This window comes from Mesorhizobium sp. M0408, from assembly GCF_040321495.1.
Classification (GTDB): Bacteria; Pseudomonadota; Alphaproteobacteria; order Rhizobiales; family Rhizobiaceae; genus Mesorhizobium.
Genome location: NZ_JAMYRO010000016.1, coordinates 140,292 through 165,683 on the forward strand (window position 1 = coordinate 140,292; position 25,392 = coordinate 165,683).

General features: G+C 62.6%; 27 protein-coding genes, 1 tRNA gene and 1 pseudogene. 17 read left to right on the forward strand and 12 right to left on the reverse strand.

Features of this window, described 5'->3' with window-relative positions; translation table 11 throughout:
- The first annotated feature begins 314 nt into the window (after positions 1-314).
- Positions 315-390: transfer RNA gene (locus NKI67_RS19990), tRNA-Lys, on the forward strand.
- A gap of 88 nt (positions 391-478) precedes the next feature.
- Here NKI67_RS19990 and NKI67_RS19995 read toward each other — a convergent pair.
- From NKI67_RS19995 to NKI67_RS20015, 5 genes and pseudogenes are all read right to left on the reverse strand, one after another.
- Positions 479-874 (reverse strand): hypothetical protein, encoded by a 396-nt coding sequence (locus tag NKI67_RS19995; RefSeq protein WP_352646487.1) that lies wholly within the window; start codon positions 872-874, stop codon positions 479-481.
- 46 nt (positions 875-920) lie between these two features.
- A pseudogene (dprA, locus tag NKI67_RS20000) lies at positions 921-2,045 on the reverse strand (DNA-processing protein DprA).
- Positions 2,042-2,629, reverse strand: coding sequence for a glycerol-3-phosphate 1-O-acyltransferase PlsY (gene plsY / locus NKI67_RS20005; RefSeq protein WP_352455728.1), 588 nt, complete (start codon positions 2,627-2,629; stop codon positions 2,042-2,044). The pseudogene dprA and the gene plsY overlap by 4 nt, the downstream one beginning before the upstream one ends.
- A gap of 58 nt (positions 2,630-2,687) precedes the next feature.
- Positions 2,688-3,974, reverse strand: a complete 1,287-nt coding sequence (locus NKI67_RS20010) for a dihydroorotase (protein WP_352646489.1) — start codon at positions 3,972-3,974, stop codon at positions 2,688-2,690.
- Complete coding sequence (locus tag NKI67_RS20015; RefSeq protein ID WP_023674903.1) at positions 3,974-4,936, reverse strand: aspartate carbamoyltransferase catalytic subunit; 963 nt, start codon at positions 4,934-4,936, stop codon at positions 3,974-3,976. Before NKI67_RS20015 ends, NKI67_RS20010 begins: the two co-directional genes overlap by 1 nt.
- A gap of 155 nt (positions 4,937-5,091) precedes the next feature.
- On the opposite strand from NKI67_RS20015, the gene NKI67_RS20020 reads away from it, so the two are divergent.
- From NKI67_RS20020 to NKI67_RS20030, 3 genes are all read left to right on the forward strand, one after another.
- Positions 5,092-6,720 carry a DNA alkylation response protein gene (locus NKI67_RS20020; protein ID WP_352455730.1) on the forward strand — a complete coding sequence of 543 codons (1,629 nt, stop codon included), beginning with the start codon at positions 5,092-5,094 and terminating at the stop codon, positions 6,718-6,720.
- Positions 6,721-6,879: 159 nt separating this feature from the next.
- A complete protein-coding gene (locus NKI67_RS20025) occupies positions 6,880-7,434 on the forward strand; it encodes a hypothetical protein (RefSeq protein ID WP_352646491.1) in 555 nt (184 codons plus the stop codon).
- Positions 7,434-7,745 (forward strand): DUF6105 family protein, encoded by a 312-nt coding sequence (locus NKI67_RS20030; RefSeq protein ID WP_352448794.1) that lies wholly within the window; start codon positions 7,434-7,436, stop codon positions 7,743-7,745. The genes NKI67_RS20025 and NKI67_RS20030 overlap by 1 nt, the downstream gene beginning before the upstream one ends.
- Here NKI67_RS20030 and ruvX read toward each other — a convergent pair.
- Positions 7,712-8,197: a Holliday junction resolvase RuvX gene (ruvX, locus tag NKI67_RS20035; RefSeq protein ID WP_023674907.1), complete on the reverse strand. Its 486-nt coding sequence runs from the start codon at positions 8,195-8,197 to the stop codon at positions 7,712-7,714. The genes NKI67_RS20030 and ruvX overlap by 34 nt on opposite strands.
- A gap of 116 nt (positions 8,198-8,313) precedes the next feature.
- Between ruvX and NKI67_RS20040 the strand changes: the two genes are divergently transcribed.
- From NKI67_RS20040 to NKI67_RS20065, 6 genes are all read left to right on the forward strand, one after another.
- Positions 8,314-9,021 (forward strand): metal-dependent hydrolase, encoded by a 708-nt coding sequence (locus NKI67_RS20040; protein ID WP_352646493.1) that lies wholly within the window; start codon positions 8,314-8,316, stop codon positions 9,019-9,021.
- A 24-nt stretch (positions 9,022-9,045) separates the two neighbouring features.
- Positions 9,046-9,462, forward strand: a complete 417-nt coding sequence (locus NKI67_RS20045) for a hypothetical protein (protein WP_352471669.1) — start codon at positions 9,046-9,048, stop codon at positions 9,460-9,462.
- A 76-nt stretch (positions 9,463-9,538) separates the two neighbouring features.
- Positions 9,539-9,826, forward strand: a complete 288-nt coding sequence (gene gatC / locus NKI67_RS20050; protein ID WP_023674910.1) for an Asp-tRNA(Asn)/Glu-tRNA(Gln) amidotransferase subunit GatC — start codon at positions 9,539-9,541, stop codon at positions 9,824-9,826.
- A 7-nt stretch (positions 9,827-9,833) separates the two neighbouring features.
- On the forward strand, positions 9,834-10,292 hold the full coding sequence (locus NKI67_RS20055; protein WP_352620059.1) for a GNAT family N-acetyltransferase: 459 nt from the start codon (positions 9,834-9,836) through the stop codon (positions 10,290-10,292).
- Positions 10,292-11,857: an amidase gene (locus NKI67_RS20060; RefSeq protein ID WP_352624901.1), complete on the forward strand. Its 1,566-nt coding sequence runs from the start codon at positions 10,292-10,294 to the stop codon at positions 11,855-11,857. The genes NKI67_RS20055 and NKI67_RS20060 overlap by 1 nt, the downstream gene beginning before the upstream one ends.
- Positions 11,858-11,886: 29 nt before the next feature.
- Positions 11,887-12,681: a YdcF family protein gene (locus NKI67_RS20065; protein ID WP_023674913.1), complete on the forward strand. Its 795-nt coding sequence runs from the start codon at positions 11,887-11,889 to the stop codon at positions 12,679-12,681.
- Here the strand turns inward: NKI67_RS20065 and NKI67_RS20070 are convergent.
- Positions 12,630-13,373, reverse strand: a complete 744-nt coding sequence (locus NKI67_RS20070) for a DUF599 domain-containing protein (protein ID WP_023674914.1) — start codon at positions 13,371-13,373, stop codon at positions 12,630-12,632. The two genes, NKI67_RS20065 and NKI67_RS20070, sit on opposite strands and share 52 nt — an antisense overlap.
- 170 nt (positions 13,374-13,543) lie before the next feature.
- On the opposite strand from NKI67_RS20070, the gene NKI67_RS20075 reads away from it, so the two are divergent.
- The 4 genes from NKI67_RS20075 to NKI67_RS20090 all read left to right on the forward strand — a co-directional run bounded on the left by NKI67_RS20075 (position 13,544) and on the right by NKI67_RS20090 (position 17,024).
- Positions 13,544-14,947, forward strand: coding sequence for an L-serine ammonia-lyase (locus NKI67_RS20075; RefSeq protein WP_352624899.1), 1,404 nt, complete (start codon positions 13,544-13,546; stop codon positions 14,945-14,947).
- A gap of 85 nt (positions 14,948-15,032) precedes the next feature.
- Positions 15,033-15,470 carry a DUF1489 family protein gene (locus NKI67_RS20080; RefSeq protein WP_023674916.1) on the forward strand — a complete coding sequence of 146 codons (438 nt, stop codon included), beginning with the start codon at positions 15,033-15,035 and terminating at the stop codon, positions 15,468-15,470.
- Positions 15,471-15,594: 124 nt separating this feature from the next.
- On the forward strand, positions 15,595-16,326 hold the full coding sequence (locus NKI67_RS20085; protein ID WP_352593453.1) for a vWA domain-containing protein: 732 nt from the start codon (positions 15,595-15,597) through the stop codon (positions 16,324-16,326).
- The gene (locus tag NKI67_RS20090; protein ID WP_352593451.1) at positions 16,326-17,024 is read left to right on the forward strand and encodes a DnaJ domain-containing protein; all 699 of its coding nucleotides are present in this window, start codon (positions 16,326-16,328) and stop codon (positions 17,022-17,024) included. The genes NKI67_RS20085 and NKI67_RS20090 overlap by 1 nt, the downstream gene beginning before the upstream one ends.
- 47 nt (positions 17,025-17,071) lie before the next feature.
- On the opposite strand, the gene NKI67_RS20095 is transcribed toward NKI67_RS20090, so the two are convergent.
- Positions 17,072-18,457 (reverse strand): D-alanyl-D-alanine carboxypeptidase, encoded by a 1,386-nt coding sequence (locus tag NKI67_RS20095; RefSeq protein WP_352593448.1) that lies wholly within the window; start codon positions 18,455-18,457, stop codon positions 17,072-17,074.
- A gap of 298 nt (positions 18,458-18,755) precedes the next feature.
- Between NKI67_RS20095 and NKI67_RS20100 the strand changes: the two genes are divergently transcribed.
- From NKI67_RS20100 to clpA, 3 genes are all read left to right on the forward strand, one after another.
- Positions 18,756-19,085 (forward strand): phasin family protein, encoded by a 330-nt coding sequence (locus NKI67_RS20100; RefSeq protein WP_352471661.1) that lies wholly within the window; start codon positions 18,756-18,758, stop codon positions 19,083-19,085.
- Positions 19,086-19,359: 274 nt separating this feature from the next.
- Positions 19,360-19,686 (forward strand): ATP-dependent Clp protease adapter ClpS, encoded by a 327-nt coding sequence (gene clpS, locus NKI67_RS20105; protein ID WP_023674921.1) that lies wholly within the window; start codon positions 19,360-19,362, stop codon positions 19,684-19,686.
- 6 nt (positions 19,687-19,692) lie between these two features.
- On the forward strand, positions 19,693-22,161 hold the full coding sequence (gene clpA, locus NKI67_RS20110; RefSeq protein ID WP_352593445.1) for an ATP-dependent Clp protease ATP-binding subunit ClpA: 2,469 nt from the start codon (positions 19,693-19,695) through the stop codon (positions 22,159-22,161).
- A 96-nt stretch (positions 22,162-22,257) separates the two neighbouring features.
- Here clpA and NKI67_RS20115 read toward each other — a convergent pair whose 3' ends face one another.
- The 4 genes from NKI67_RS20115 to NKI67_RS20130 all read right to left on the reverse strand — a co-directional run bounded on the left by NKI67_RS20115 (position 22,258) and on the right by NKI67_RS20130 (position 25,271).
- A complete protein-coding gene (locus tag NKI67_RS20115) occupies positions 22,258-22,689 on the reverse strand; it encodes an HIT family protein (RefSeq protein ID WP_352593442.1) in 432 nt (143 codons plus the stop codon).
- A gap of 119 nt (positions 22,690-22,808) precedes the next feature.
- Positions 22,809-24,023 (reverse strand): GNAT family N-acetyltransferase, encoded by a 1,215-nt coding sequence (locus NKI67_RS20120; protein ID WP_352636757.1) that lies wholly within the window; start codon positions 24,021-24,023, stop codon positions 22,809-22,811.
- Between the two features lie 40 nt (positions 24,024-24,063).
- The gene (locus NKI67_RS20125) at positions 24,064-24,792 is read right to left on the reverse strand and encodes a glycerophosphodiester phosphodiesterase (RefSeq protein ID WP_023674925.1); all 729 of its coding nucleotides are present in this window, start codon (positions 24,790-24,792) and stop codon (positions 24,064-24,066) included.
- Between the two features lie 14 nt (positions 24,793-24,806).
- Entirely contained in the window at positions 24,807-25,271 is a 465-nt protein-coding gene (locus NKI67_RS20130; protein ID WP_352593436.1) for a RidA family protein, read from the reverse strand.
- Between the last annotated feature and the right edge of the window lie 121 nt (positions 25,272-25,392).

Sequence of the window (25,392 nt, forward strand, 5' to 3'; positions counted from 1 at the left end):
CTTCTCCGTCTTCTCCTTGAAACGCATGTCCCTTATCGCGGGAAACGGGCAGGCTGCGCAAATTGTTCCGCCAAAAATCCCAAGTTGCTGATCCGCAAAGGTTCTTCCGATTTGCTGCTTGCCTTTGTCGGCATAGAGGGCGAGCTTCGGTCTTGCGCGAGAACGAGGCCGTTCCGTCGACGCCGAAGCGCTCCGCACGGCATGATGACACTGCAGGACAGTCCGGTTTGCGAGCCGTCTTTTTCCGGTTGACCGGCAGAGGCACTCTCCCTATGTTCCGCGCAATTTCGAGGGCGGCCTTTCTGAGCCCGCGGGAGCGCGTAGCTCAGCCGGTAGAGCAACTGACTTTTAATCAGTAGGTCATGGGTTCGAATCCCATCGCGCTCACCAAAATCAAAAGTGTCCAACCCGGAGACATAGGTAACAGATTGTACCTAAGACTTGGGTGACAACCTCGTGCCGAACGCATGCAGTGGCTTTAGCCGCCCGCCCCATCGTCCAGCATGGTGCCTGTGAGTGCCTCATAGGCCTTGCTGCACAGCTGAGAACCCGGACAATCCTTCACGATAAGCACTGGCGCCACGGTAAGAACCGCTGCGGCAAGGATTTGTACACCGAGACGGGTAGCGCTTACCTTCCTGCCCAACACACCGGCCAAGAAAAAGTAGAGACCCTGGGCCATGCAGGCTGCCGTCAGAATGCCCAAAAGCGTGCTGGTCGCTCTTGCGAAGGGCGTTATGTAGCCGTCGGGAAAACCCGACATGCCGAGATCCATCGACCATTGCAGCGCCAGTATGACGCTCAGCGCTGACCAGACGAGGGCCGTCGTGCGAGTGAACAGCGTCTGCTTTGGTTTGTTGCTCGGATCGGCCATCGGGATCACGTCGGGATTGCTTGCCGTGACATGCGCAAGCTCTCGGTCAGATCAGTGAGACGTTGCCGCCGGCGTGGCGTTCGAGCCGGCCGGCGAGGTCGAGCTCCAGCAGCACCATGAAGACTTGCGCGGGATGCAGGCCGGTGTGGCGGATGATCTCGTCTACCGCCACCGGCGTCGGGCCGAGCGCCTCGACGACGCGGTCGCGGTCGTCCTCGCGCGGCGGCGGCGTTGCCGAAAAGTCGGGCGGCTCCTCAAGCGGCGATGTCCTTGGGGCCCAGGCGCCGACCAGCGGGGCGATCGCACTGGTGATATCGGCGGCCTCGGTGACAAGGGTTGCGCCATCCTTGAGCAGGCCATTGGCGCCGGCAGCGCGCGGATCGAGCGGCGAACCGGGAACGGCAAAGACCAGCCGGCCCATCTCGCCGGCAAGCCGGGCGCTGATCAGTGAGCCGGAGCGCTGTGCGGCCTCGACCACCACCAATCCCAATGCAGCACCGGCGACGAGCCGGTTGCGGCGCGGAAAATCCTGTGCGCGCGGCTGCCAGCCAAACGGCATTTCGGAAATGATGGCGCCGCCGCGCTCGGCGATCTCGTCGCACAGGCCGGCATTTTCGGGCGGGTAGGGCAAATCGAGGCCGCCGGCGAGCACGCCGATTGTGCCAGTCGCAAGGCTGCCCTGGTGCGCGGCCGTATCTATGCCGCGCGCCAGGCCGGAGACGATGCCATAGCCGTCGCGGCCGAGATCCGCCGCCAGCATCCGCGCCATCTTGATGCCGGCCAGCGATGCGTTGCGAGCGCCGACGATGGCGACCGCTGGCAAGCGGAACACCGCGCTATTGCCCCTGACCGCGAGCAGCGGCGGCGGATGATCCATGCTTTTCATCAGCGGCGGATAATCCGCTTCGCCGATGCCGACGAAGCGGGCGCCAGCCCGCCGGGCGGTCTCCAGCTCCGCCTCGGCCTCGGCAATGGACGGGATGCGGACGATTTTTTTGTCGCCACCCGAAATCATAAGCTAGGGCAGCATCGATAGCGCTGCTTCGGCCGAACCGAACCGGTTGATCAGGTCGCGAAAGGAAGCCGGGCCGACATTCGGCGTGCGGATCAGACGAAGCCAGCTCAGCCGCTGCCGGTCGCTGAGGCGCGGCCCGGCGTCGGGCTCGCTCACTCCTTGGCCCCGATCTTACCCTCGGTGCCGGCAAGCAGCCGCGCAATGTTGGCGCGGTGCTTTACGATGACGATTAGGCTCATCGCCGCGAAAAGCCCGGCAATCTGCGGCGTGCTCAGGAAATACAGCGCCATGGGCACCACGACTGCTGCCGTCAATGCCGCAAGCGAGGAGAAGCGGAACAGGAAGGCCACCGCCAGCCAGACGACGGCGAAGATCAGCGCCGCCTGCCAGGCAAGGCCGATCAGCACGCCAAGGTAAGTGGCGACACCCTTGCCCCCCTTGAAGCCGAGCCAGACCGGAAAGAGATGACCTAAAAACGCGCCGAAGCCGGCCCAAAGTCCGAGCTCGGGCGCAAAGCGACCTGCGATCAGCACCGCCGCGGTGCCTTTAAGGGCGTCGAGCAGAAGCGTGGCCGCGGCCAAGCTCTTGTTGCCGGTGCGCAGCACATTGGTGGCGCCGATGTTGCCGGAGCCGATGTTGCGCACGTCGCCGAGGCCGGCGGCACGGGTGATCAGCAGGCCAAACGGGATCGAGCCGAGAAGATAGCCGAACACCAATGCCAAGACGGGACTGTAAGCCATTGTTCCCCCGAACTTTCCTTGGCTGAGCGGATTTTAAGCCGTGACGCCTGTTTTCGTCCTAGGCCGAAAACACTGTGCGGCCCGCCACCATCGTTTGCAAGACCTTGCCTTGCAGTCGAGCGCCTTCGAAACAGGTGTTTTTCGAGCGTGAGCGGATGCCGCTCTCGCTGACGACCCATGGCTCGTCCAGATCGACGAGCGAAAGGTCGGCCAATGCCCCCGGTTTCAGCGTGCCGCCGGGCAGGCCGAACAATCTTGCCGGCGCGGTCGACAGTGTCTCGACCAGCCGGAGCAGCGTCACGTCGCCATTGTGATAGAGCCGCAGCGCTGCGCCTAGCAGCGTTTCCAGGCCGATGGCGCCGGCCGCGGCATCGGCAAAGGGAAGGCGCTTGGTGTCGACGTCCTGCGGGTCGTGCGAGGAGACGATGAGATCGATGGTGCCGTCCTTGATCGCTTCGATCATCGCCAGCCGGTCTTCCTCCGCGCGCAGCGGCGGCGTCAGCCGGAAGAAGGTGCGGTACTCGCCGACATCATTCTCGTTGAGCGACAGATTGTGGATCGACACGCCTGATGTGACATTGGCGCCATCGGCTTTCGCGCGTGCTAGCGCGCTTGCCGCCATAGCCGTCGAAATCTTGGCAGCGTGATAGGCGCCGCCGGTCAGCCGAGCCAACGCGAGATCGCGCTCCAGGGGGATCGATTCGGCTTCGCGCGGAATGCCGGCAAGGCCAAGCCAGCTTGCGTAAAGGCCTTCGTTCATCACGCCGGCCGAAGCGAGGTCGGCGTCTTGGGTTTCATGCGCGATGACGCCACCGAAATCGCGCGCATAGGTCAGCGCGCGGCGCATCACCAGCGCGCTGGCAATAGAATGCCGGCCATCGGTGAAGGCGACCGCGCCGGCCTCGCGCAGCAGGCCGAATTCGGTCATCTCGCGGCCTTCCAGCCCCTTGGTGATCGCTGCTGCCGGCAAGATGTTGACGATTGCGGTGTCCTTGGCGGTGCGCAGCACGAACTCGACCAGTGCGACATTGTCGATCACCGGGTCGGTATCGGGCATCATGACGATTGAGGTGACGCCGCCGGCCGCCGCAGCGATGCTCGCCGAAGCAATGGTCTCCCGGTGTTCGCCGCCGGGTTCGCCGATGAAGACGCGCGCGTCGATCAATCCAGGAATGATAGTCTTGCCGGCGCAGTCGATGATGGTGGCGCCTTCGGGCGCGCCCTGGTTCAAAGCCGCCTTGCCGGCGGCAACGATTTTGCGGCCTTCGACGATGACGGTGCCGACCTCATCGATGCCGCGCGACGGGTCGACGATGTGGGCCCGGCTGAAGACCGTTATGCTCATCAGGCGCGGCCCTCGTGGTTTCGACGGGGGTCGAGCAGCGCTTCCATAACCGCCATGCGCACGGCGACGCCCATCTCAACCTGTTCCTGGATAACGCTTTGCGGGCCGTCGGCGATCTCGGAGGCGATCTCGACGCCGCGGTTCATCGGGCCGGGATGCATGACCAGCGCACCGTCCTTGGCCGCCTTCAGCTTCTCCGCGTCGAGGCCGAAATAGCGGAAATATTCGCGCACCGACGGTACGAAAGCGCCTTCCATGCGTTCGCGCTGCAGGCGCAGCATCATCACCACGTCGGCGTCCTTCAGACCCTCGGCCATGGAACGGGTGACGATGACGCCCATCTTCTCGATGCCGGCGGGCAAAAGCGTCGAAGGGGCGACGACCCTGACCTGGGCACCAAGCGCGTTGAGCAGGATGATGTTGGAGCGGGCCACGCGCGAATGCAGGATGTCGCCGCAGATCGCCACGATCAGCTTCGGCAACGGACCCTTGACGCGGCGGATGGTCAGTGCGTCGAGCAGCGCCTGGGTAGGGTGCTCATGGGCGCCGTCGCCGGCATTGACCACCGAACAGCCGACTTTTTGGGCAAGAAGTGCTGCCGCGCCGGCCGATTGATGGCGGATGATCAATATGTCGGGACGCATGGCATTCAGCGTCATCGCCGTATCGATCAGCGTCTCGCCCTTTTTCACCGACGAACTCGCTACGGACATGTTCATGACGTCGGCGCCGAGCCGTTTGCCGGCCAGCTCGAATGACGATTGCGTACGGGTCGAGGCTTCGTAGAAGAGATTGATCTGGGTGCGGCCGCGCAGCGTCGATGTCTTCTTGTCCGACTGCCGCGAGATGGCAACGGCCCTGTCCGCCCGGTCGAGCAGAAGCTCGATGTCGGCAGGGGAAAGATCGCGGATGCCCAGAAGATGGCGGTGGGGATAAAGCGGCAGGGACGATGCGTCGGTCATCTCAAGTCGCTGCTATAGGGGGGAGGCTCCGCGGCTGCAAGCACCGGCTTGGGATTGGATTGGTTCTCCCCGGTATTTTCGTCGCGCGCCGCTGGCCATAGGCTATAAACCGCCTTGGCTTTGGATTCGCAGCCTTCAGGTGATAAGGACGAAGCGTGACTGACGACGTGACCAACCAGCCGCCGCCGCTGGCCGGCGGCAACGCCTGGCGGGGCGATCCGTTGCTGATCCAGCTTGCCGAGCGCTTTTCCGATCCGGTGCGCAAGGACCTCGATGGGCTTGGCCGTTTCGTTCTGACCCATGAGGCGCAGGAACTGGCCCGTCTTGCCAATGTCGAGATGCCGAAGCTCAGGACCCATGACCGCCAGGGCCGGCGCATTGACCAGGTCGAGTTCCATCCCGCCTATCACGCGCTCATGCGCCGCTCTGTTGCCAACGGGCTGCATTCGTCGGTCTGGGAGAATGGCGACGCCGAGATCGGCCGCCGCCACCAGGTGCGCGCTGCACGCTTTTACCTCACGGCTGAGCTCGAGACCGGACATCTCTGCCCGATCACCATGACCAGCGCTTCGCTGGCAGCGCTGATGGCCAGCCCGAAGCTGTTTCGCGAATGGGCGCCTCGGGTGACGACGCGCAAATACGATCAAAGCCAGAAGCCTCCGGTCGAAAAAGCCGGGCTGACGCTCGGCATGGGCATGACCGAGAAGCAAGGCGGCACCGATGTCCGTGCCAACGTCACCAGGGCCGAGCGCGCCGGCAGCGGGTTTTATCGCCTGACCGGCCACAAATGGTTCATGTCGGCGCCGATGTCGGATGCCTTCCTGGTGCTCGGACAGGTGCCGGAGGGACTGTCGTGCTTTCTCGTTCCCCGCTTGCTCGGCGACGGATCCGGCAACGGTTTCCGTTTTCAACGGCTGAAGGACAAGCTCGGCAACCGATCCAATGCCTCGTCGGAGGTGGAATTCGTCAATGCCATCGGCGAGATGGTCGGCGAGCCCGGCGCGGGCGTGAAGACGATCATGGACATGGTGACCCTGACGCGGCTCGACTGTGCCGTCGCCTCATCGGCGATCATGCGGGCCGGACTGGCCGAGGCCGTCCACCACACGCGGCACCGCAAGGTGTTTGGAACCAATCTGATCGAGCAGCCGCTGATGCAGCGTGTGCTGGCCGATATGGCGCTCGACGTTGCCGCCGCTACCGCGCTGTCGTTCCGGCTGGCGCGCTCCTTCGACGAGGCGGCCGGCGACCGCGGCGAGGCGGCCTTCGCCCGCGCCATGACGCCGGTCGTCAAATACTGGGTCTGCAAGATTGCGCCGCCGCTGCTCTATGAAGCGATGGAGTGCCTCGGCGGCAATGGCTATGTCGAGGAGGGGCCGCTCGCCCGCTACTATCGCGAAGCTCCGGTCAACGCGATCTGGGAGGGATCCGGCAACGTCATGGCGCTCGACGTGCTACGTGTGCTGGGGCGTGCACCCGGCCTGTTCGATGACGTGCTGGCCGGCATCGACCGCGATCTCGGCGCCGGCGGACGCGGCACCGTCGGCGTGCTCAAGGCGGCAATGCAGGTCGCTGCAACCGACGAGGGCTCGGCGCGGCTCTTGACCGAGCAATTGGCATTGTCGGCGGCGGCAGCAGAGCTTCGCAGGCTGGGGGCAGGGCGGATCGCCGACGCCTTCGTCGAAACGCGCCTCGCCGGCCAGTGGCGCAATACCTATGGCATGATCGATTCCCGCCATGATGCGCGCATGATCATCGATACGCTCTACCCGCCGATCAACTAAGGGCCGTCGCCCAATTCGCTGCCGCTCTCGCGACCCTGTGGATGGCCGTTAACCTTAACGAATGGTTTCCATTGCGGCGGCCGGTGGCAAAGCCCAGTGTTATGGTTAAGGCAAGGATTGTTCAGCTTGAGCGGCTTTGCCCTGCGAAGCAGGAGCGTCATGCGGCATATTCTGAGCTCTTTTCTGGCATTGCATTGGGCGGCCGTTTTCGCCCTGCTGGCGTTCATTTGCATCGACGGGAATCGAGGCGTGGCGACGGCCCTTGGCGTACTGGGCGTTCCCGTCCAGAACACTCGATTTGCCGATCTCGAAAACGCCGTCGTTGTGGCGCCGCTCGCCGTGGCACTGCTTGTCGTCGCGGTGCTGTTCTGCTGGGCCTTTGTTGAAGCACTGACCAGCGACACGACCAACCCGGATCCCGCCGATAGCGTCATGCGAATCGCCTTCATTTCCGCCTTGGGCGTGCTGTCGCTGATCGTCATCGGCGGCGCCGCGCAAGGCATCAATGGGCTGTTCATGATTGTCGCGGTGCAATTGGCGGCACTTCTGGCGTCCTATGTCGCGATGCTCGCGGAGCGGCGGTCGACCGTTGCCGCGGCAGTTCCAGGGACCGGCGAAATCCGAGCGGCCGCGCATGTCATGGCCAAGGCAGCGGCGCATAATTCCTCGCTTGCCCGCATTTCCGGCCGGCTGGATTCGAGGGATGACCGCTGATGCGCACCTTGTTCGCGCTGTGGGCGGCTCCGCTCCTCTTGTTTTGGGGCTGGTTCTTTCTGTCGCTCAACGACATCAATTTCGGCTATGTCATCCTGAGCCGCCAATTACACGATCTCGTCTTCCAGCTCTATGGACAGATGCTCGGCGTTGATCCGGCGCTTATTCCGGGCATGGTGGCGAAAGCTTGCGTGTTCGATGGGCTGCTGCTGGTGGCGTTCTGGGCATTTCGCCGCCGCAAGGCGATTGGTGGCTGGATCACGGCGATGCGCAACCGCTATTTCGACCAGGCATCGACGCCGAGCGCCTGAAGCCGGTCGAGAACACCTTGGAGGATAAAAGCGGCCGCCGCAGAATCGATCTTGCCGGCGCGTTTCTTGCGGGAAAAATCCATCTCGATCAGCGTCCGCTCGGCCGCCACCGTCGACAGCCGTTCGTCCCAAAAGAGGAAGGGCAGATCGGTCAATCCAGCCATGTTGCGCACGAAAGCGCGGGATTTTTGGGCGCGCGGGCCTTCGGAGCCGTCCATGTTGATGGGGAGGCCGATCACCACGGCGCCGGCATTTTCCTTCTGTAGCAGAGCGAGCAGCACTGCGGCATCGAGCGAGAATTTCCTGCGCATGATGACAGGGCGCGGGTGGGCGAACGACAAGCCGCGGTCGGAAACCGCCACGCCGATTGTCTTGTCGCCGAGGTCGAGACCGGCCAGGGTCTTGCCGCCGCCAAGCCGGGCCGGCAACTCCTCGATGGTGATGATGCCCAACGGCTTTTCCTTTGACCGCGACGCCGCACGTCCTATACGCGCAAAGCGTGCGCGGCACTTTAATTTCGCCGTCGGCGTTCTATCCTCTACCGAAGCAAAAATCGAGGAAAGCATTGATGGAACTGACCTGGTACGGACATTCGGCATTCCGAATCGAAATCGAAGGCGCGAAAATCCTCATCGACCCCTATCTGGTCGGCAATCCGTCATGGACGGGCGGCTGGGAAGGGCCGGCCGAAGGGATCACGCACGTGTTGCTCACCCATGGCCACAGCGACCACATCAGCGGCGCCATCGAAGTGCTCAAGAAGAGCGGCGCGATGCTGGTCGCCAATTTCGAGATTTGCATGTACCTGGTCGGCAAGGGCGTCGGTGACAAGCAGATCAATCCCGGCAATATCGGCGGCACCGTCGATTGCGGCGGCTTCACCACCACCTTCGTTCAGGCTCTGCATTCATCGTCCTTTCCGGGCGAGGGTGGCCAGAATACCTATCTCGGCAATCCTGGTGGGCTCGTCCTGCACTTTCCCGAGGACAAGACGCTTTATCATATGGGCGACACCGACATTTTTTCCGACATGGCGCTGATCAACGAGTTGCACGAACCGAAGATCGGCATCGTGCCGATCGGCGACCGCTTCACCATGGGTGGCGCGGTAGCAGCCCTTGCCTGCCAGCGTTTCTTCAAGTTCGAGACGGTCGTTCCCGCTCACTTCGGCACATTTCCGATGATCGATCAGACCGCCGACAAATTCGTGGCCGGGCTGGATGGATCGGGTGTGAAAGTTGCGTTGCCGAAGATCGGCGAGACGATTACGGTGTAAAGAAAGCCGGTCCGGAACGATACGATGCGCTTGAGAAATTCTCTTTGCATTTCCATGCTGGTTGCCGCGTCGCCGACGCTGGCCGCGGAAAATTTCATCGAGGGCGTCTATCTGCAATCGGAGGACCTCTGCGCGCAGGCCAAAAAGGATACGCTGCAGACGGTGATCGAGGGCGGCAATATCGTGCTGTCGGCAAATGGCCTGGAAAGCATCGAATATAATTGTGAATTCCTGCAGATCACCAAAGCGACACGCTCACCAAGCTGGGCGGTGACCGCTATATGCCAGGAGCCGGGCTACGTCTTTCCCGATGTTCTCTCACTGACACAGATGAGCCCGAAGCAGATCGACTTGGTATCGGTTCGGCCTGCCGCCGACGAAGGCGAGCAGAGCGGCAACGGCGGCAGTTATTTCCTCTGCGACGGCGTGGCGATGCCATAGGGCAGTTGAAGGCACGATGCATGTTGCGCGGCACGCGCCGCGCCGCTATAGCGCTGGTTTTCCCCGAGGCACAAACATGTCCGTTGATATAAAAACCGTGAAGCGCGTCGCGCATCTTGCCCGTATTGCGGTGAGCGAGGAGGATGCAGAGCGCATGACCGGCGAATTGAACGCCATTTTGGGCTTTGTCGAGCAGTTGAACGAGGTCGATGTTTCCGGCGTCGAGCCGATGACCTCGGTCACGCCGATGGCAATGAAAAAGCGCCAGGACGTCGTCACCGACGGCGGCAAGGCAGCCGACATCGTCGCCAATGCACCGGCGACCGAAGAGAATTTCTTCCTTGTGCCTAAGGTCGTGGAGTAGCTGGCCGATGGCAATCGAGATCGCCACGGAGACGCCGCTGCAGGACGATGTGCGTGGGCTGGTCGAGGAGCTCAACGCCACATTGCTGGAGCTGACGCCGCCGGAGCATTGCTACCATTTGACGGTCGAGCAGATGGCGGACCGCGACACGACCGTCTTCATCGCCCGCGACAACGGCCTTGCCATCGGTTGCGGCGCACTGAAGCGCCACGATGCTGTCGTAGGCGAGGTCAAGCGCATGTATACGCGACCTTCGCATCGCGGCCACAAGATCGGCGCGAAGATTGTCGAGCGTATCGAGGCGCTGGCGCGCCAAGAAGGGCTTAAGCGTCTGGTGCTGGAGACGGGCGACCGTCATCCCGCCGCCTGGACCGTCTACGAACGCGCCGGTTTTTCGCGTTGCGGCCCGGTACTGGATTATCCCGATTCCGAGTGGTCGGTGTTTTACGAAAAGAGCCTTGCCTGATGAGCGACCTTACCCAGCTGACGATTTCGCAGGCCCGCGCCAAATTGCGCTCCAGGGAGATCACCGCCACCGAAATCACCGAGGCTTATCTATCGGCGGTCGAGCGAGCCAATCCGGCGCTCAATGCCTACGTCGTGGTCACCGACGACAAGGCGCGCGACATGGCCAAGGCCTCCGACGCGAAACTGGCCAAGGGCGAGGGCGAGTCGCTCGAGGGTATCCCGCTCGGCATCAAGGATTTGTTCGGCACCGAAGGTGTCCACACCCAGGCCTGCAGCCATGTGCTGGATGGCTTCAAGCCGCGCTATGAATCGACTATCACCGCCAATCTTTGGGCGGATGGCGCCGTCATGCTCGGCAAGCTCAACATGGACGAGTTCGCCATGGGCTCGTCCAACGAGACCTCGTATTACGGGCCGGTCATCAACCCGTGGCGGCGTTCGCGCCTCGACACGGTGGTGATGCCGACGACGCATCAGGGCGAGGGCGGCTTCGTTTCGGCGGGCGGCACCAGGACCGCGCGCACGTTGGACAATGCCCAACTGGTGCCGGGCGGTTCGTCCGGTGGCTCCGCATCAGCGGTCTCGGCCTTCCTGTGCGCCGGCGCCACCGCCACCGATACCGGCGGCTCGATCCGCCAGCCCGCCGCCTTCACTGGCACAGTCGGCATCAAGCCGACCTATGGCCGCTGCTCGCGCTGGGGGATCGTAGCCTTCGCCTCGTCGCTCGACCAGGCCGGGCCGATCGCGCGCGACGTGCGCGATGCCGCGATCCTGTTGAAGTCGATGGCTTCGGTCGACCCGAAGGACACGACGTCCGTTGACCTGCCGGTGCCGGACTACGAGGCGGCGATCGGCCGCCCGATCAGGGGCATGAAGGTCGGCATTCCCAAGGAATATCGTGTCGACGACATGCCCGCGGAGATTGAGGCGCTGTGGCAGAAAGGCATTGCCTGGCTGCGGGATGCTGGTGCCGAGATCGTCGATATCTCGCTGCCGCACACCAAATATGCGCTGCCGGCCTATTACATCGTGGCGCCGGCCGAAGCCTCGTCCAACCTCGCTCGTTACGACGGCGTCCGCTATGGGTTGCGCGTGCCCGGCAAGGACATTGTCGACATGTATGAAAAGACCCGCGCCGCCGGCTTCGGGCGTGAGGTCAAGCGCCGCATCATGATCGGCACCTATGTGCTTTCCGCCGGCTATTACGATGCCTACTATCTGCAGGCGCAGAAAGTTCGCAACCTGATCAAGCGCGATTTCGAAAATGTGTTCGCAGCAGGCGTCGACGTCATCCTGACGCCGGCAACGCCTTCCGCTGCCTTCGGCATCGCCGACGAGGACATGGCCGCCGACCCGGTCAAGATGTATCTCAACGACATTTTTACGGTGACGGTGAACATGGCCGGCTTGCCCGGCATAGCGGTTCCAGCCGGGCTCGACGCCAAGGGGCTGCCGCTCGGCCTGCAGCTGATCGGCCGGCCCTTCGACGAGGAAACGCTGTTCCAGACCGCCCATGTCATCGAACAGGCGGCGGGCACATTTCAGCCGGAAAAATGGTGGTAGGATCGTTTCTCATCTTGAGGGGGTGAGGGATGTTCTTCTATGTCTCCAAGGTTCTCGGGTTCTTCGTCGAGCCGTTGAATCTCGCGATCTTCCTGCTGCTGGCGGGGCTGATCGCGGCGATGTTCGGGCGGCGACGGTTGGCGACCGCCGGCAGCGCTCTTGCCTTCCTCATTCTGGCGGTTTCGATATGGAGCCCGCTCGGCCCCATGATGCTCAATCGGCTGGAGGAACGCTTCCCCAGGCCGCCGCTGCCGGAAAAGGTTGACGGTATCATAGTGCTTGGCGGCAGTCTGGATGGCGCCGTCAATCTGGTGCGTGGCGGCTATGAAATGAACTCCAGCGGCGACCGGATGGTCGAGGCGGCCGTGCTGGCGCGGCGGTTCCCGACAGCGAAAGTCGTTATCTCCGGTGGCAGCATCGAAACGTTCCGCGGCGGCGAAGGCGATGCAGATACCGCGCCGCGTTTTTTTGCCGCTTTCGGCGTGGCGGCCGATCGGCTGATCCTCGAGAACAAATCCCGCAACACCTACGAGAACGCTGTCTTTACCAGGGAACTGGTGACGCCGAAACCGGGCGAGACCTGGTTGCTGGTGACCTCGGCCTTCCACATGCCACGCGCCAAGGCGCTGTTCGACAAAGCCGGCTTTTCGACCGTTCCGTGGCCGGTCGACTATCGCACTTCCGGCAAGGAAAGCATCGGCACCTTGCCTTATCCCGGCGACTGGCTGGAGGTCACCACTGTTGCGATCCGCGAATGGATAGGGCTCACCGCTTATTGGCTGTCGGGCCGCATCGATCGGCCTTTCCCCGGACCGGGCGGCTGACCGAGCACCGCCTGCCGCGCCGCCGAGAAAAACTGGCGGCGCACCAGTACCGCCAGAAGCAGCAGCGTCGATAGCACGAAGACGGTGGGATCGACGAACCAACCAAGATAGCCGATCGAGAAGAACACGCCGCGCAGGCCCGAATTGAAATGCTTTCCGGCCAGCATGTTCATGCGCGCGGCACGCCACACCGCCGTTTCGGTGACCGGATTGCGCGACGCCTCGCCATGTGGAATCGGCACGGCGCCGATCAGGATCGAGCAATAGTTGAACAGCCGGTAAGCCCAGCCGAACTTGAAGAAGGAAAAGGCCAGGATCAGCACCAGCCCGAACACCTTCGTCTGGAAGGCCGCGCGTGAGGACGTGGCGCCAAACGGCAGGTCGCTCAGCACGGTCAGAACCTGATCGGAGGCGCCGAGCAGGGCAAAACAGCCGCCGATCGCAATCAGCGAACTGGAGGCAAAGAAGGCGGTCCCCTGTTGCAGCCCGCTCATGATAGCGGTGTCGACGATGCGGATCTCGCGTTCGGCCATGGTCCGCATCCAGGCCTCGCGCTGCGCGTTCATAGCCCTCGTCAGCGACATGCGGCTGACCAGCATTCCGTCGGCGGCGAGCGTATGCAGCACCCACGCGGTAAGGAAGAACCCCAGCGCCGCAAGGTCGGCCGTCGATAGGTGAAAGGAATCGCTCATGCGTTGCTTTTACCACAGGCGGAGGGGGCGCTTCGATGGTCGAAGCTGGAATGTCGCTGCCGGAGCAAACAAGGTCGGCAGGTGCAGCGCCGCGGTCCTTAAAACAGCGGAAAACATCATGGGAATTCCTATATGTAGACCTCAACAGGGTCCCAGGAGAAAACGCCCACGTGTTCCTTTCGGTTTTCGACTTGTTCAAGATCGGCATCGGCCCATCGAGTTCGCACACGATGGGGCCGATGACGGCCGCGCGGCGGTTTCTCGACGAGATTGCGGGAGACGACTGGCCGCGCCCGGCCGGCGCCAAGGTCGACCGGATCGCGGCCAGCCTGCATGGCTCGCTCGCCTATACCGGCATCGGCCATGGCTCCGATCGTGCCGTGGTGCTCGGCCTCGCCGGCCAGACGCCGCAGACGGTGGATCCCGACCTAGCAGACGGCATCGTCGCTCGCATCGCCGCCGAGAAGCGGATTTCGCCGCGCGGCCATTCGTCCTACCGTTTCGACCCGGCAACGGATCTTGTGCTGGATCGCAAGACGCCACTGCCGGGTCACGCCAACGGCATGGCCTTCTCTGCCTATGATGCCGGCGACCGGTTGCTGCTGAGGCGCGTCTACTATTCGATCGGCGGCGGCTTTGTCGTTTCTGAGGAAGAATTGCAGCGGATGAAGGCGAGGGGCTCGGCGACAACCGAAGGCAAGAAGGTTCCATATCCGTTCAAGAACGCCGTCGAAATGCTGTCCATGGCAGCGAAAAGCGGGCTTTCCATTGCCGAGATGAAGCGCGTCAACGAGGAGACGCAGATGTCGCGCGGGGAGCTCGACGCCGGCCTCGACGGCATCTGGAGCGCCATGAAGGGCTGCATCGAGCGCGGCCTGTCGCAAGACGGCATCATGCCGGGCGGACTCAAGGTGCGCCGCCGTGCCCGGATGCTGCACGACAAGCTGCAGGAGCAATGGCAGCAGAACCGGCCCAACCCGCTGCTCGCCAACGACTGGCTTTCGATCTATGCGATGGCGGTCAATGAGGAGAACGCTGCCGGCGGCCGTGTCGTCACCGCGCCAACCAATGGGGCGGCCGGCACTCTGCCCGCAGTGCTGCGCTACTGGTTGCATTTCCATCCCGAAGCCGACCAGCCCAGCATCCGCGATTTCCTGCTGACGGCGGCGGCGGTCGGCGGCATCATCAAAACCAATGCTTCGATCTCGGGGGCGGAAGTCGGCTGCCAGGGCGAGGTCGGTTCGGCTTCGGCAATGGCTGCGGCGGGATTGTGCGCCGTCATGGGCGGCACGCCCGAGCAGGTCGAGAATGCTGCCGAGATCGCGCTGGAACATCATCTCGGCATGACCTGCGATCCGGTCGGCGGCCTGGTGCAGGTGCCGTGTATCGAGCGCAACGCGCTTGGTGCCGTCAAGGCGGTGACCGCCGCTTCGCTGGCCATCAAGGGCGACGGCGTTCATTTCGTGCCGCTCGATGCCGCGATCGAGACGATGCGCCAGACCGGTCTCGACATGAACGAAAAGTACAAGGAAACCAGCCTTGGCGGATTGGCCGTCAATGTCGTGGAGTGTTGAGCGCCAATCTGGCGGCATGGACCACCACTGTGGAGAAGTCGATCAGGCCGTTGACGCGTTCGCGTGTTGGACTAAACCTTAAACGATGTCTCTCAATCTCATAAAGCTTTGCGTCGGCTGTGACAGCGTCGAGGATCTGGAAGAGTGGATTGCCTTCCGTCTCGACGAGCGGCGCCGCGCCGGCGAACCGGCCGAGCACTACCACACCACCCGCATGGTGCCGACGCGTGGCGCCGAGATTACCGGCGGCGGCTCGCTCTACTGGGTGATCAAGGGCAATGTCCAATGCCGCCAGCTGATCACCGAAATCCGGCCCTTCACCGATGACGAGGGCATCGGCCGTTGCCATCTGATCCTCGATCCCGAGGTCGTGCGCACTGACTGGCAACCGCGCCGTGCATTCCAGGGGTGGCGCTACCTGAAGCCGGCGGACGCGCCGGCCGATCTCGGCAAGGGCAAAGCCGGGCTGATCGAGATGCCGCCGAAGCTCAGGCGTGAGCTTGCCGATCTCGGCCTGCTCTGACGCCAAGAAACGCAACGCCAAGACCACCAGCCGAAGCGTTGTCCGCAGGTGCCATCATCACCGGTCCTCCAGGTCGCCTCATCTGGGCTTGCAAGCCGGGGAACAACGCCACATCTTGAATGTCATGAGCGACAAGAAGCAGCCCGTGTCTGCAAAGGCCAATCCTGCGCCGGTCGAGTCTCAATCGAGCACCGGCGAGATCGACGCGTTTCTCCGTCAGGCAAGGACGCTCGCTGCATCCGCCACCGGTTCAGGTAGGCTGATCCTGTCCCTCGACGCGACGATGAGCCGCCAGCCGACCTGGGATCTCGCCTGTGCGCTGCAGGCCGAGATGTTCGACGCCGTCGGCAAGGCCGGGGCGCTCAAGGTTCAACTTGTCTATTTTCGCGGCCTTGGCGAGTGCCGCTCGTCCGCATTCGTCACCGATACCGAAGCTCTGAAACAGCTGATGACGCGCATCGACTGCCGCAGCGGCCATACCCAGATCGGCAAGGTGCTCGCCCATGCGCTGAAACAGACGGCGGCGGCCAAGGTCAACGCGCTGGTCTATATCGGCGACGCGATGGAAGAAAACATAGATGATCTGGCCGAAAAGGCCGGCAGCCTCGGTCTGCACGGCGTTCCTGTCTTCGTCTTTCAGGAGGGCCATGATGCCGCTGCGGAAAAGGCGTTCAAGGAAATTGCGCGGCTGTCGAAAGGGGCCTGGTTCCGGTTCGATCGGCGGGCTGCCGCGACGTTGGCCGGCCTGCTTTCGTCTGTCGCCGTGTTTGCGACCGGCGGGCTGAAAGCACTGGAGGCCCGGGGCAGGCCGGAGGATCGGCTGATGATCGAGCATATGCGGGGCGGCGGAAACTGATGGGCGCGATTATCGCTTTCGTAGCATTGCTTCTGGTGTTTCTCGGCACGGTCACTGTCTTCCTGCGCGCCGATCCGGCGAAGCTTGCAGGCGGCATGAGGACGCTTGGACCTGTGCTGCTCGGGCTGGTCGGCGTCGCCGTGCTGCTGGTCGGGCGCGAGGGCATCGGCGGCTTGATCCTGTCGGCTGCGCTCGCCTGGTACGGCTCCATGCGCATGAATCGGCCGGCGGCAAAACTGGCACCAGGCAAGCGTTCCACAGTTCGTACGGCGGCGCTTGAGATGGAACTCGATCACGATACCGGCGGCCTCGAAGGCCTTGTGCTGGCTGGGCGCCATGAAGGCAAGATGCTTGGCTCGATGGGGCTTGCCGAATTGCAGCAACTCTATCGCGAACTCTCCGGCGATCCGGAGAGCCGCCAATTGCTAGAGACGTATCTTGACGGCAGATTTCCCATCTGGCGCAAAGACGCTGATGCGAATGGTGGCGAAGGGCTGGGTGTTGCGCCAGGTTCTGGCGCCATGACTAAGGAGGAGGCCTACAAGATCCTTGGTCTTGAAGCGGGGGCTGCCGCGGCGGATGTCCGCAAGGCGCACCGCCGCCTGATGCAGCGCCTGCACCCCGATATCGGTGGCACGTCTTTCCTGGCGGCGCGGATCAATGAAGCCAAGGACGTCTTGCTCTCCAATCACAACTAGTCTCCTTCGACGCAGAACTTCGGGAAAGATATCGTTTCGCGCGCCGCTTACTGCTGGACGGCGTAGCACTCGATCTTCTTCTTTTTCAAAGCGTTGCAGGCTTTCCAGGCAGCCGTCTTCGAACCGAAACCACCGAACCGGGCGCGGTAGTAGGTGACACCGTCCTTGTCGAAGGCGACGGTGAAACCGGAGGCATCGGTCAGAACGGAGGGCGCCTGCTTCGTCGCCTTGTCGAGGAAAGCCTTCGCTTCGGCCTGTTTTGGCGAAGAGGCGACCTGTATTGCCCAGCCGGATGGCACCGACGCCGTGCTGACCGGATCGACCTCTGCCGCCGGTTCGGCATAGGCTGCGGCGACCCGGGCTGTCGCCACGTCGTCCACCGTCGACACAGCCGTCGTCTTGACCCTCTTGGCCTGAACGACCGGAGCGGTCTCTTCAACGACGGGCGCATTTTCCTCGACAAGAGAGGCAACGGCATCGTCGTCCGGCTTACTGTCCGGTGTCGGCGCGTCATGCTTCGGTAGAAGCACCTTGGCCAAGGCTGAAATCGGATTGCCGCCGGCCTTGGCAACCAGCACGCCGCCGCCGCGCGACGACGCCTGCGGCATGTAGGCATTGATCAACCCGGCCATCTGGCTGTCGCGGCTGCCGCCGGACCTGCCGCCCATGACCACCGCTACGATGCGCCGATCGCCATCCGAGACCGAGGAGACCAGATTGTAACCGGAGGCGCGGGTGTAACCGGTCTTGATGCCGTCGACGCCCTTGATGCGTCCGAGCAGACGATTGTGGCCGTTGATGCGCTGCCGCCCGTAAAGAAAGGAGCGCTGCGAGAAATAGCCGTAATATTGCGGGAAATGCTCTCTCAGGGCGATGCCGAGCATCGCCATGTCGCGCGCGGTCGTGAACTGGCCGGGATCAGGCAAGCCGTTGGCGTTGCGGAAAACGGTTCCCCTCATGCCCAGCGCCCGCGCCTTGGCGGTCATCATGCGGGCGAAATTGGCTTCGTTGCCGCCGAGCATCTCGCCAAGCGCTGTTGCGGAATCGTTTGCCGATTTGGTCACCATCGACAGGATCGCGGTCTCGACCGTGACCGAGCCGCCCCGCTTGACGCCGAGCTTCGTCGGCGGTTCGGCAGCGGCATTGGCCGAGAACACGACCGGGGAATTCTTGCTGATCCTGCCCTTCGCCAACGCCTCGAACGTCAGATAGAGCGTCATCATCTTGGTAAGCGACGCCGGATAGCGCCGGCCATCGGCGTCCGACGAATAAAGCACCTTGCCGGTCTTGGCATCGATGACGATGGCCGCCGACTTGGCCGCCATGGATGAGGCCGCGTCCGCGACGACGAAGCTCATCGCCATGGCGAGGATCATGATCGTTTTGAGGGGGGACGCGGATTTGGAAACGAAGCCCGACAACGCCTTACGCACTGATAGTTCCTTTGAATTTCCGTTGCCTTGGAGGCGGCAAAGGGTCCTGCCTCACCTCCGGCCACGCTAACGCGGGCAGCGTTACCAATCCGTTTATGGTAACCGCCGCGTTCACCATTTTCTGTGGGATTGAGCTTCTCTTTATTCGAATCTTAGCGATTGCCGGCAGCTCACGATCCGCATTGCCGCGGGAATCTTGACTTTTGTGCACTGCACAATATATTTACACGCATTGCACAACGCGGCCCGGACAAGCCGCGTCTATCGTCCAAGGCAACCGTTCAAGGGAATGCGTGAAATGACCCAGACCTATGAAGATTTCAGCAAATACGGCAAGGAATTTGCGGACACCGGATTGAAGAGCTTCGCCTCGCTGTCCAAGGGTGCGCAGGCTATCGCCGCCGAGGCGGGCGAGTACACCAAGAAAAGCTTCGAAGCCGGCAGCGCCGCTGTTGAGAAGCTCTTTTCCGCCAAGTCGCTGGACAAGGCGATCGATATCCAGTCCGACTATGCCAAGCAGTCCTATGAGAGCTTCGTCACCGAAGCCACCAAGCTTGGCGATCTCTATGCCGAACTCGCCAAGGAAGCCTACAAGCCGTTCGAATCGATCGTCGCCAAGGCGAAGTAAATTCGACGAACATTCCGAGCCGGCCCCTGGGCTTGCAAAGACAGACCCGGTCGCGAACGCGCGGCCGGGTTTTTTCATGCCAGCTCGAAATCGGGGGCCTGCGGTCTTCACGATTTGAAAAATCGGTCAAGTTTGGCCACCTAGCCATATTGTCAGCTAAACAGAAGGGCTTAAAATCGTCCATCGAACACCTACATGTCGAGCATGCATGAGGATTCGAAAGAGGCAGGACTACGTGACTACAGGTTTGACTGCCACGAGCTACGTGGTGCGAATGCAGAACGGCAGCAACGGCAATGAGGCCGGTCGCGGCACGGCCGTCATCACGCGCACAAAAACCAAGACCAAGAAGCCCAGTCTGTATCGGGTCCTCATTCTTAACGACGACTACACACCCATGGAATTCGTGGTCCACGTGCTGGAGCGCTTTTTCCAGAAGGACCGCGAAGCCGCCACACGCATAATGCTTCATGTTCACAATCATGGGGTGGGCGAGTGCGGGGTCTATACATTCGAGGTGGCCGAGACCAAAGTGGCTCAGGTCATGGATTTCGCCCGACAGAATCAGCATCCGCTGCAATGCGTGATGGAGAAGAAGTGAGGTAACATGCCGGCTTTCTCCCAAGGCCTGGAAAAGGCGCTTCACCAAGCGCTGACGCTCGCCAATGAGCGGCACCATGAATATGCAACCCTTGAACATTTGCTGCTCGCCCTGATCGACGACACCGAGGCGGCGGCCGTCATGCGTGCCTGCAACGTCGATCTCGACGAGTTGAAGCATACGGTCCTCACCTATATCGACACCGAGCTCGACAACCTCGTCACCGGCTACGATGAAGATTCCAAGCCGACTGCCGGTTTCCAGCGCGTCATCCAGCGCGCGGTGATCCATGTGCAGTCGTCAGGTCGCGAGGAGGTGTCCGGCGCCAACGTGCTCGTCGCCATCTTCGCTGAGCGCGAGAGCCACGCCGCTTACTTCCTGCAGGAACAGCAGATGACCCGCTACGACGCGGTCAACTATATCTCGCATGGCATCGCCAAGCGCCCCGGCGCTTCCGAGACGCGGACGCCGCGCGGCGCCGACGACGAGCAAGGCGGCCAGAGCGGGGCCGAGCCGCAAGAGGAAGGCGGCAAGAAGAAGCAGCAGCAGGACGCGCTGACTGCCTATTGCGTCAACCTGAACAACAAGGCCAAGGCCGGCAAGATCGATCCATTGATCGGTCGCGAGAGCGAGATCAACCGGACCATCCAGGTGCTGTGCCGCCGCTCCAAGAACAACCCGCTCTATGTCGGTGATCCCGGCGTCGGCAAGACGGCAATCGCCGAAGGCCTCGCCAAGCGTATCGTCGAGGGCGACGTTCCCGAAGTGCTGCACAATGCCACCATCTTCGCGCTCGACATGGGCACGCTACTGGCCGGCACCCGCTATCGCGGCGATTTCGAGGAGCGGCTGAAGCAGGTCGTCAAGGAGCTCGAGGATTATCCCGGCGCCGTGCTGTTCATTGATGAGATCCACACCGTGATCGGGGCAGGGGCCACCTCTGGCGGCGCCATGGATGCGTCGAACCTGTTGAAGCCGGCGCTGTCGTCCGGCGCGATCCGCTGCATCGGCTCGACCACCTACAAGGAGTTCCGTCAGTTCTTCGAGAAGGACCGCGCGCTGGTGCGGCGCTTCCAGAAGATCGACGTCAACGAGCCGACCGTCGAGGACGCCATCGAGATCATGAAGGGCCTCAAGCCCTATTTCGAGGAGTTCCACAAGGTTCGCTACACGAGCGAGGCGATCAAGGCTTCGGTCGAGCTCTCGGCGCGTTACATCAACGACCGCAAGCTGCCGGACAAGGCGATCGACGTGATCGACGAGACCGGCGCCTCGCAGATGCTGGTGCCGGAAGCCAAGCGCAAGAAGACCATCGGCATCAAGGAGATCGAAGCGACGATCGCCACGATGGCGCGTATCCCGCCGAAGACGGTTTCCGCCGACGACGAGAAGGTGCTGCAAGGTCTCGACATCGAGTTGAAGCGCGTCGTCTACGGCCAGGACACCGCGATCACCGCGCTGACTTCGGCCATCAAGCTGGCGCGGGCCGGCCTGCGGGAACCGGAAAAGCCGATCGGCTCGTACCTGTTCTCGGGTCCGACCGGTGTCGGCAAGACGGAAGTGGCCAAGCAGCTCGCCGCCTCGCTCGGCGTGGAGCTGATCCGCTTCGACATGTCGGAATATATGGAACGCCACACCGTTTCACGGCTGATCGGCGCGCCTCCCGGCTATGTCGGCTTCGACCAGGGCGGCCTTCTGACCGACGGCGTCGACCAGCATCCGCATTGCGTGCTGTTGCTGGACGAAGTGGAGAAGGCGCATCCGGATCTGTTCAACATCCTGTTGCAGGTCATGGATCACGGCAAGCTGACCGACCACAACGGCAAGCAGATCGACTTCCGCAATGTCATCCTGATCATGACCACCAATGCGGGCGCGTCCGACGCGCAGCGCGCGGCCATCGGTTTCGGTTCGACCAAGCGCGAAGGCGACGATGTCGAGGCGATCAACCGGCTGTTCACGCCGGAGTTCCGCAACCGTCTCGATGCGATCATTCCGTTCGGCTCGCTGCCGGTGCCGGTCATCCATCAGGTGGTGCAGAAGTTCGTCATGCAGCTGGAAGCACAGCTTTCCGAGCGCGGCGTGACATTCGACCTGTCGCAGGAGGCGATCGCATGGCTGGCCGACAAGGGCTATGACGAGCGCATGGGCGCCCGGCCGCTTGGCCGTGTCATCCAGGAGCACATCAAGAAGCCGCTGGCCGACGAGGTGCTGTTCGGCAAGCTCAAGAAGGGCGGCACAGTACGTGTCACTGTCGAGAAGAAGGAAACCGGCGAGACCGGCCTGAAGCTCGAATCGCTCGCCGACGAGGCGCCGGTGAAGCCGAAGAAGGAAGAGCCGGACGACGCGCCGAAGGCCAAGAAGGCGGTGGCGAAAAAGCCCGCCGCGAAAAAGGCGGTGGCGCAGAAGCCGGAGCCGAAAGGCAAGGATGGTGGCAAGCGCAGCCTTGTGCCGCAACTGCCGCGTAAGAACTGACGAATCCGCAAGTCAAAAAAAGCCCCGGAAACGGGGCTTTTTTTGTGACACCTTCCGATTAAGCACCCGGCGCCCGCCGGAGCGGTTTGCGCCGGTTCAGCTTGCCAGCGCCATCCGTATCTTGCCGGCGTTCTCGGCCAGGACTTCAGGCTTTTCCATCTGTCCGCTGTGCGGTTTCAGGGGAATGCCCTCGAAGCGCGGAATGACATGGACGTGAAGGTGAAAGACAGTCTGCCCCGAAGCTGGTTCGTTGAACTGCATAACCGTGACGCCATCGGCATCGAAGGCCTTCTTTACGGCCCGCGCAATTTTCTGGACGTGAGCGAAGAGCGGGCCAAGCGCCGCCGGATCCGCGTCAAGCAGGTTGCGCGACGGCGCTTTCGGCACCACTAGCGTGTGACCCTGCCCTTGCGGCATCACATCCATGAAGACGATGACCGCGTCATCTTCGTAGACGCGGTGCGAAGGGATTTCTCCGCGCAGGATTTTGGCGAAGATGTTGCTGCTGTCATAGGTTGCTTCGGCCATGGCGCGCGCTCCGGTTCTTGGCTCGCTGTCTCGTGTAGCGAAGCTGTTCCGGGCGGGCAAGACGATCGGTCGACATCGGCCGTGCCGGCCCGCTCGGCTGAGCGATTGGGCTCGCTACCCTACTCCGCCATGTCCTTGCGGAACGGGGTGTGCTCTTCCAGATATTCGCTCATCCGCTCGACTTCGCGCCGCTCGCGCTGGAGGTAGTCGGCCACTGCATTGCGCAGACCTGGATGGGCGATGTAGTGCGCCGAATGCATCGTCACGGGCCGGTAGCCGCGCGCGAGCTTGTGCTCGCCCTGCGCACCGGCTTCAACCACCTTCAGCTTGCGCGAGATGGCGAAATCGATTGCCTGATGGTAGCAGACCTCGAAATGCAGGAATGGGTGGTCCTCGATGCAGCCCCAATTGCGGCCGTAGAGCGCGTCTGAGCCGATGAAGTTGATGGCACCTGCAATGTAGCGCCCGTTGCGTTTGGCCATGACCAGCAGGATGTCGTCGGCCATGCGCTCGCCGATCAGCGAGAAGAAATCGCGGTTGAGGTAGGGCCGGCCCCATTTCCTGCTGCCGGTATCCATGTAGAACGCGAAAAAGTCGTCCCAGGCCTTTTCGGTCAGATCCTTGCCGGTCAGCCAGTCGATCGAGATGCCGTCGGCGAGGGCCTCGCGCCGCTCTTTCTTCATTGCCTTGCGCTTGCGCGAGGCTAATGTTGCGAGAAAATCGTCGTAGCTCGAGAAGCCTTCGTTGAAGAAGTGAAACTGCTGGTCGGTGCGATGCAGGAAGCCGGCCGCCGCCAATATCTGGACGTCGTCCTCCGGCGCGAAAGTAACATGCGCGGAAGACACGCCGAGCTTATCCGTCACCGCCTTCAGACCGGCCGCAAGACCGGCCTTGACGGTGGGGCTGTCCTCGCCCCTGCCGACCAGCAGGCGAGGGCCGGTGACGGGTGTGAACGGCACCGCGCATTGCAGCTTCGGATAGTAGCGCCCGCCGGCGCGTTCGAACGCGTCCGACCAGCCATGGTCGAAGACATATTCGCCCTGGCTGTGCGACTTCAGATAGCAGGGGACCGCTCCGAGCAACTTGCCTCGCGCGGTTTCCAGCCTGAGGTGATGGCCTTGCCAGCCGGTGCGCCGAACAGCGCAGCCGGAATCTTCCAGCGCGCTCAAAAAGGCCAATGAAACAAGCGGGTTGTAGCCGTATTCTGCATCGCCGCGTGTAGTGCCGCCGAGGCTGTCCCATTCAGCGCTGGTAAAGGCGCCGATGCCCGCGGCGATGCGGATCGACAGCTCCGCATTCGCCGTTTGTCTTTCGCAGTCGTCCCCTTGATCCATGAGGCTTACTTAAGCTCGCTGCGGACCCATACAAGCCCGCTCAGGCAAGCCGTACCAGATCGGGCTCGAATCCTTCGAATGTCATCTGGTCGGCATATTTGAAGGTCAGGTCGACGGCAGGCTGGTCGTGCACGGTCCAGGTGATCACCGGCATACCGAGTCTCTCTCGCACGAAGGAGACGAACCGGTTCGGCAGGTCGCCGGCAGCGTAGGAGGTGAAGGCGATGTCATGCGCCAGCATGGCGAAATGCGCCTCGATCAGGTGGTTGTCGTTGCCGTAGGCGGTCAACCCGCCGGGTATGCCGGGTGCATATTTCGGGAACTCGCGGATCAGCCAATGGTCGAACGACATGATCGCGGTCTTGCCCTTGTAATGCTTGAGCATCTTGCCGACGCTTTCGACCAGGCCTTCGTCGTGCCCGGCAGCACCTTTCAGCTCGACAACCATCGGCACACGGCCGTCGACCAGATCAAGCGCCTGCTGCAGCGTCGGCAAATGGTCGGCGGTGCCGCCGACCTTCAGCGCCGTGATCTCTGCAGCCGTACGCTGCCAGACGAAGCCGTCCTCGCCGGTCAGCCGCCGCAGATCGCCATCGTGGATGATGACGGGGACGCCGTCGGATGATAGGTGCACATCGCATTCGATCGCGTAGCCGCGCTCGGCCGCCGCAGCGAAGGCGGAAAGGGTGTTCTCCCAGCGCGTCTTGTTCATGTCGTGGAGGCCGCGATGGGCGACGGGCCGGGCGGTCAGCCAGGAAAGATCGGTCATGGTTGCAGTCCCGGTCATTCGACTTCGAAGATCGCTTCGATTTCCACTGCGGCATTAAGCGGCAGGGAGGCGGTGCCGACGGCGGAGCGAGCGTGCTTGCCGCGATCGCCGAGCACGGCGGCGAGAAAATCCGAGGCGCCGTTGGCAACCAGATGCTGTTCGACAAAATCCGGTGCCGAGGCGACGAAGACGGTGATCTTCACCAAGCGACGGATTTTCTCGAGATCGCCAAGTGCCGCCTGAGCCTGGGCCAATATGTTGATCGCACAGTATTTTGCGGCTTCCTTGCCGGTCGCGGTGTCGACATCGCGGCCAAGCAGTCCGCTCGCCTGGAGCTTGCCGTCCTTGAGCGGCAACTGCCCGGCGGTGAACAGCAGATTGCCGGTCCGGCAATAGGGCACGTAATTGGCGGCGGGCGCGGCGGCGGCCGGCAGCGTCACGCCGAGATCGCTTAGCCGCTTTTCGATTGTTTCGCTCATGCTATTTCCCTATTGCTTGAAGGTGCCGCGCAGGCCGGGCCGAAATTGCTATTTTTGCCTCGCTTCCGCCACGACTTTTTTTAAGCTGGACCATCTTTCCATGCGGCCTGCCATTAGCCGC

Coding starts and splice junctions, on each gene's coding strand:
- NKI67_RS19995 (WP_352646487.1), bottom strand. CDS start 874: ATGGCCGATCCGAGCAACAAACCAAAGCAGACGCTGTTCACTCGCACG.
- plsY (WP_352455728.1), bottom strand. CDS start 2,629: ATGGCTTACAGTCCCGTCTTGGCATTGGTGTTCGGCTATCTTCTCGGC.
- NKI67_RS20010 (WP_352646489.1), bottom strand. CDS start 3,974: ATGAGCATAACGGTCTTCAGCCGGGCCCACATCGTCGACCCGTCGCGC.
- NKI67_RS20015 (WP_023674903.1), bottom strand. CDS start 4,936: ATGACCGACGCATCGTCCCTGCCGCTTTATCCCCACCGCCATCTTCTG.
- NKI67_RS20025 (WP_352646491.1), top strand. CDS start 6,880: ATGCGGCATATTCTGAGCTCTTTTCTGGCATTGCATTGGGCGGCCGTT.
- NKI67_RS20030 (WP_352448794.1), top strand. CDS start 7,434: ATGCGCACCTTGTTCGCGCTGTGGGCGGCTCCGCTCCTCTTGTTTTGG.
- NKI67_RS20040 (WP_352646493.1), top strand. CDS start 8,314: ATGGAACTGACCTGGTACGGACATTCGGCATTCCGAATCGAAATCGAA.
- NKI67_RS20045 (WP_352471669.1), top strand. CDS start 9,046: ATGCGCTTGAGAAATTCTCTTTGCATTTCCATGCTGGTTGCCGCGTCG.
- gatC (WP_023674910.1), top strand. CDS start 9,539: ATGTCCGTTGATATAAAAACCGTGAAGCGCGTCGCGCATCTTGCCCGT.
- NKI67_RS20055 (WP_352620059.1), top strand. CDS start 9,834: ATGGCAATCGAGATCGCCACGGAGACGCCGCTGCAGGACGATGTGCGT.
- NKI67_RS20060 (WP_352624901.1), top strand. CDS start 10,292: ATGAGCGACCTTACCCAGCTGACGATTTCGCAGGCCCGCGCCAAATTG.
- NKI67_RS20065 (WP_023674913.1), top strand. CDS start 11,887: ATGTTCTTCTATGTCTCCAAGGTTCTCGGGTTCTTCGTCGAGCCGTTG.
- NKI67_RS20070 (WP_023674914.1), bottom strand. CDS start 13,373: ATGAGCGATTCCTTTCACCTATCGACGGCCGACCTTGCGGCGCTGGGG.
- NKI67_RS20080 (WP_023674916.1), top strand. CDS start 15,033: ATGTCTCTCAATCTCATAAAGCTTTGCGTCGGCTGTGACAGCGTCGAG.
- NKI67_RS20085 (WP_352593453.1), top strand. CDS start 15,595: ATGAGCGACAAGAAGCAGCCCGTGTCTGCAAAGGCCAATCCTGCGCCG.
- NKI67_RS20090 (WP_352593451.1), top strand. CDS start 16,326: ATGGGCGCGATTATCGCTTTCGTAGCATTGCTTCTGGTGTTTCTCGGC.
- NKI67_RS20100 (WP_352471661.1), top strand. CDS start 18,756: ATGACCCAGACCTATGAAGATTTCAGCAAATACGGCAAGGAATTTGCG.
- clpS (WP_023674921.1), top strand. CDS start 19,360: ATGCAGAACGGCAGCAACGGCAATGAGGCCGGTCGCGGCACGGCCGTC.
- clpA (WP_352593445.1), top strand. CDS start 19,693: ATGCCGGCTTTCTCCCAAGGCCTGGAAAAGGCGCTTCACCAAGCGCTG.
- NKI67_RS20115 (WP_352593442.1), bottom strand. CDS start 22,689: ATGGCCGAAGCAACCTATGACAGCAGCAACATCTTCGCCAAAATCCTG.
- NKI67_RS20120 (WP_352636757.1), bottom strand. CDS start 24,023: ATGGATCAAGGGGACGACTGCGAAAGACAAACGGCGAATGCGGAGCTG.
- NKI67_RS20125 (WP_023674925.1), bottom strand. CDS start 24,792: ATGACCGATCTTTCCTGGCTGACCGCCCGGCCCGTCGCCCATCGCGGC.
- NKI67_RS20130 (WP_352593436.1), bottom strand. CDS start 25,271: ATGAGCGAAACAATCGAAAAGCGGCTAAGCGATCTCGGCGTGACGCTG.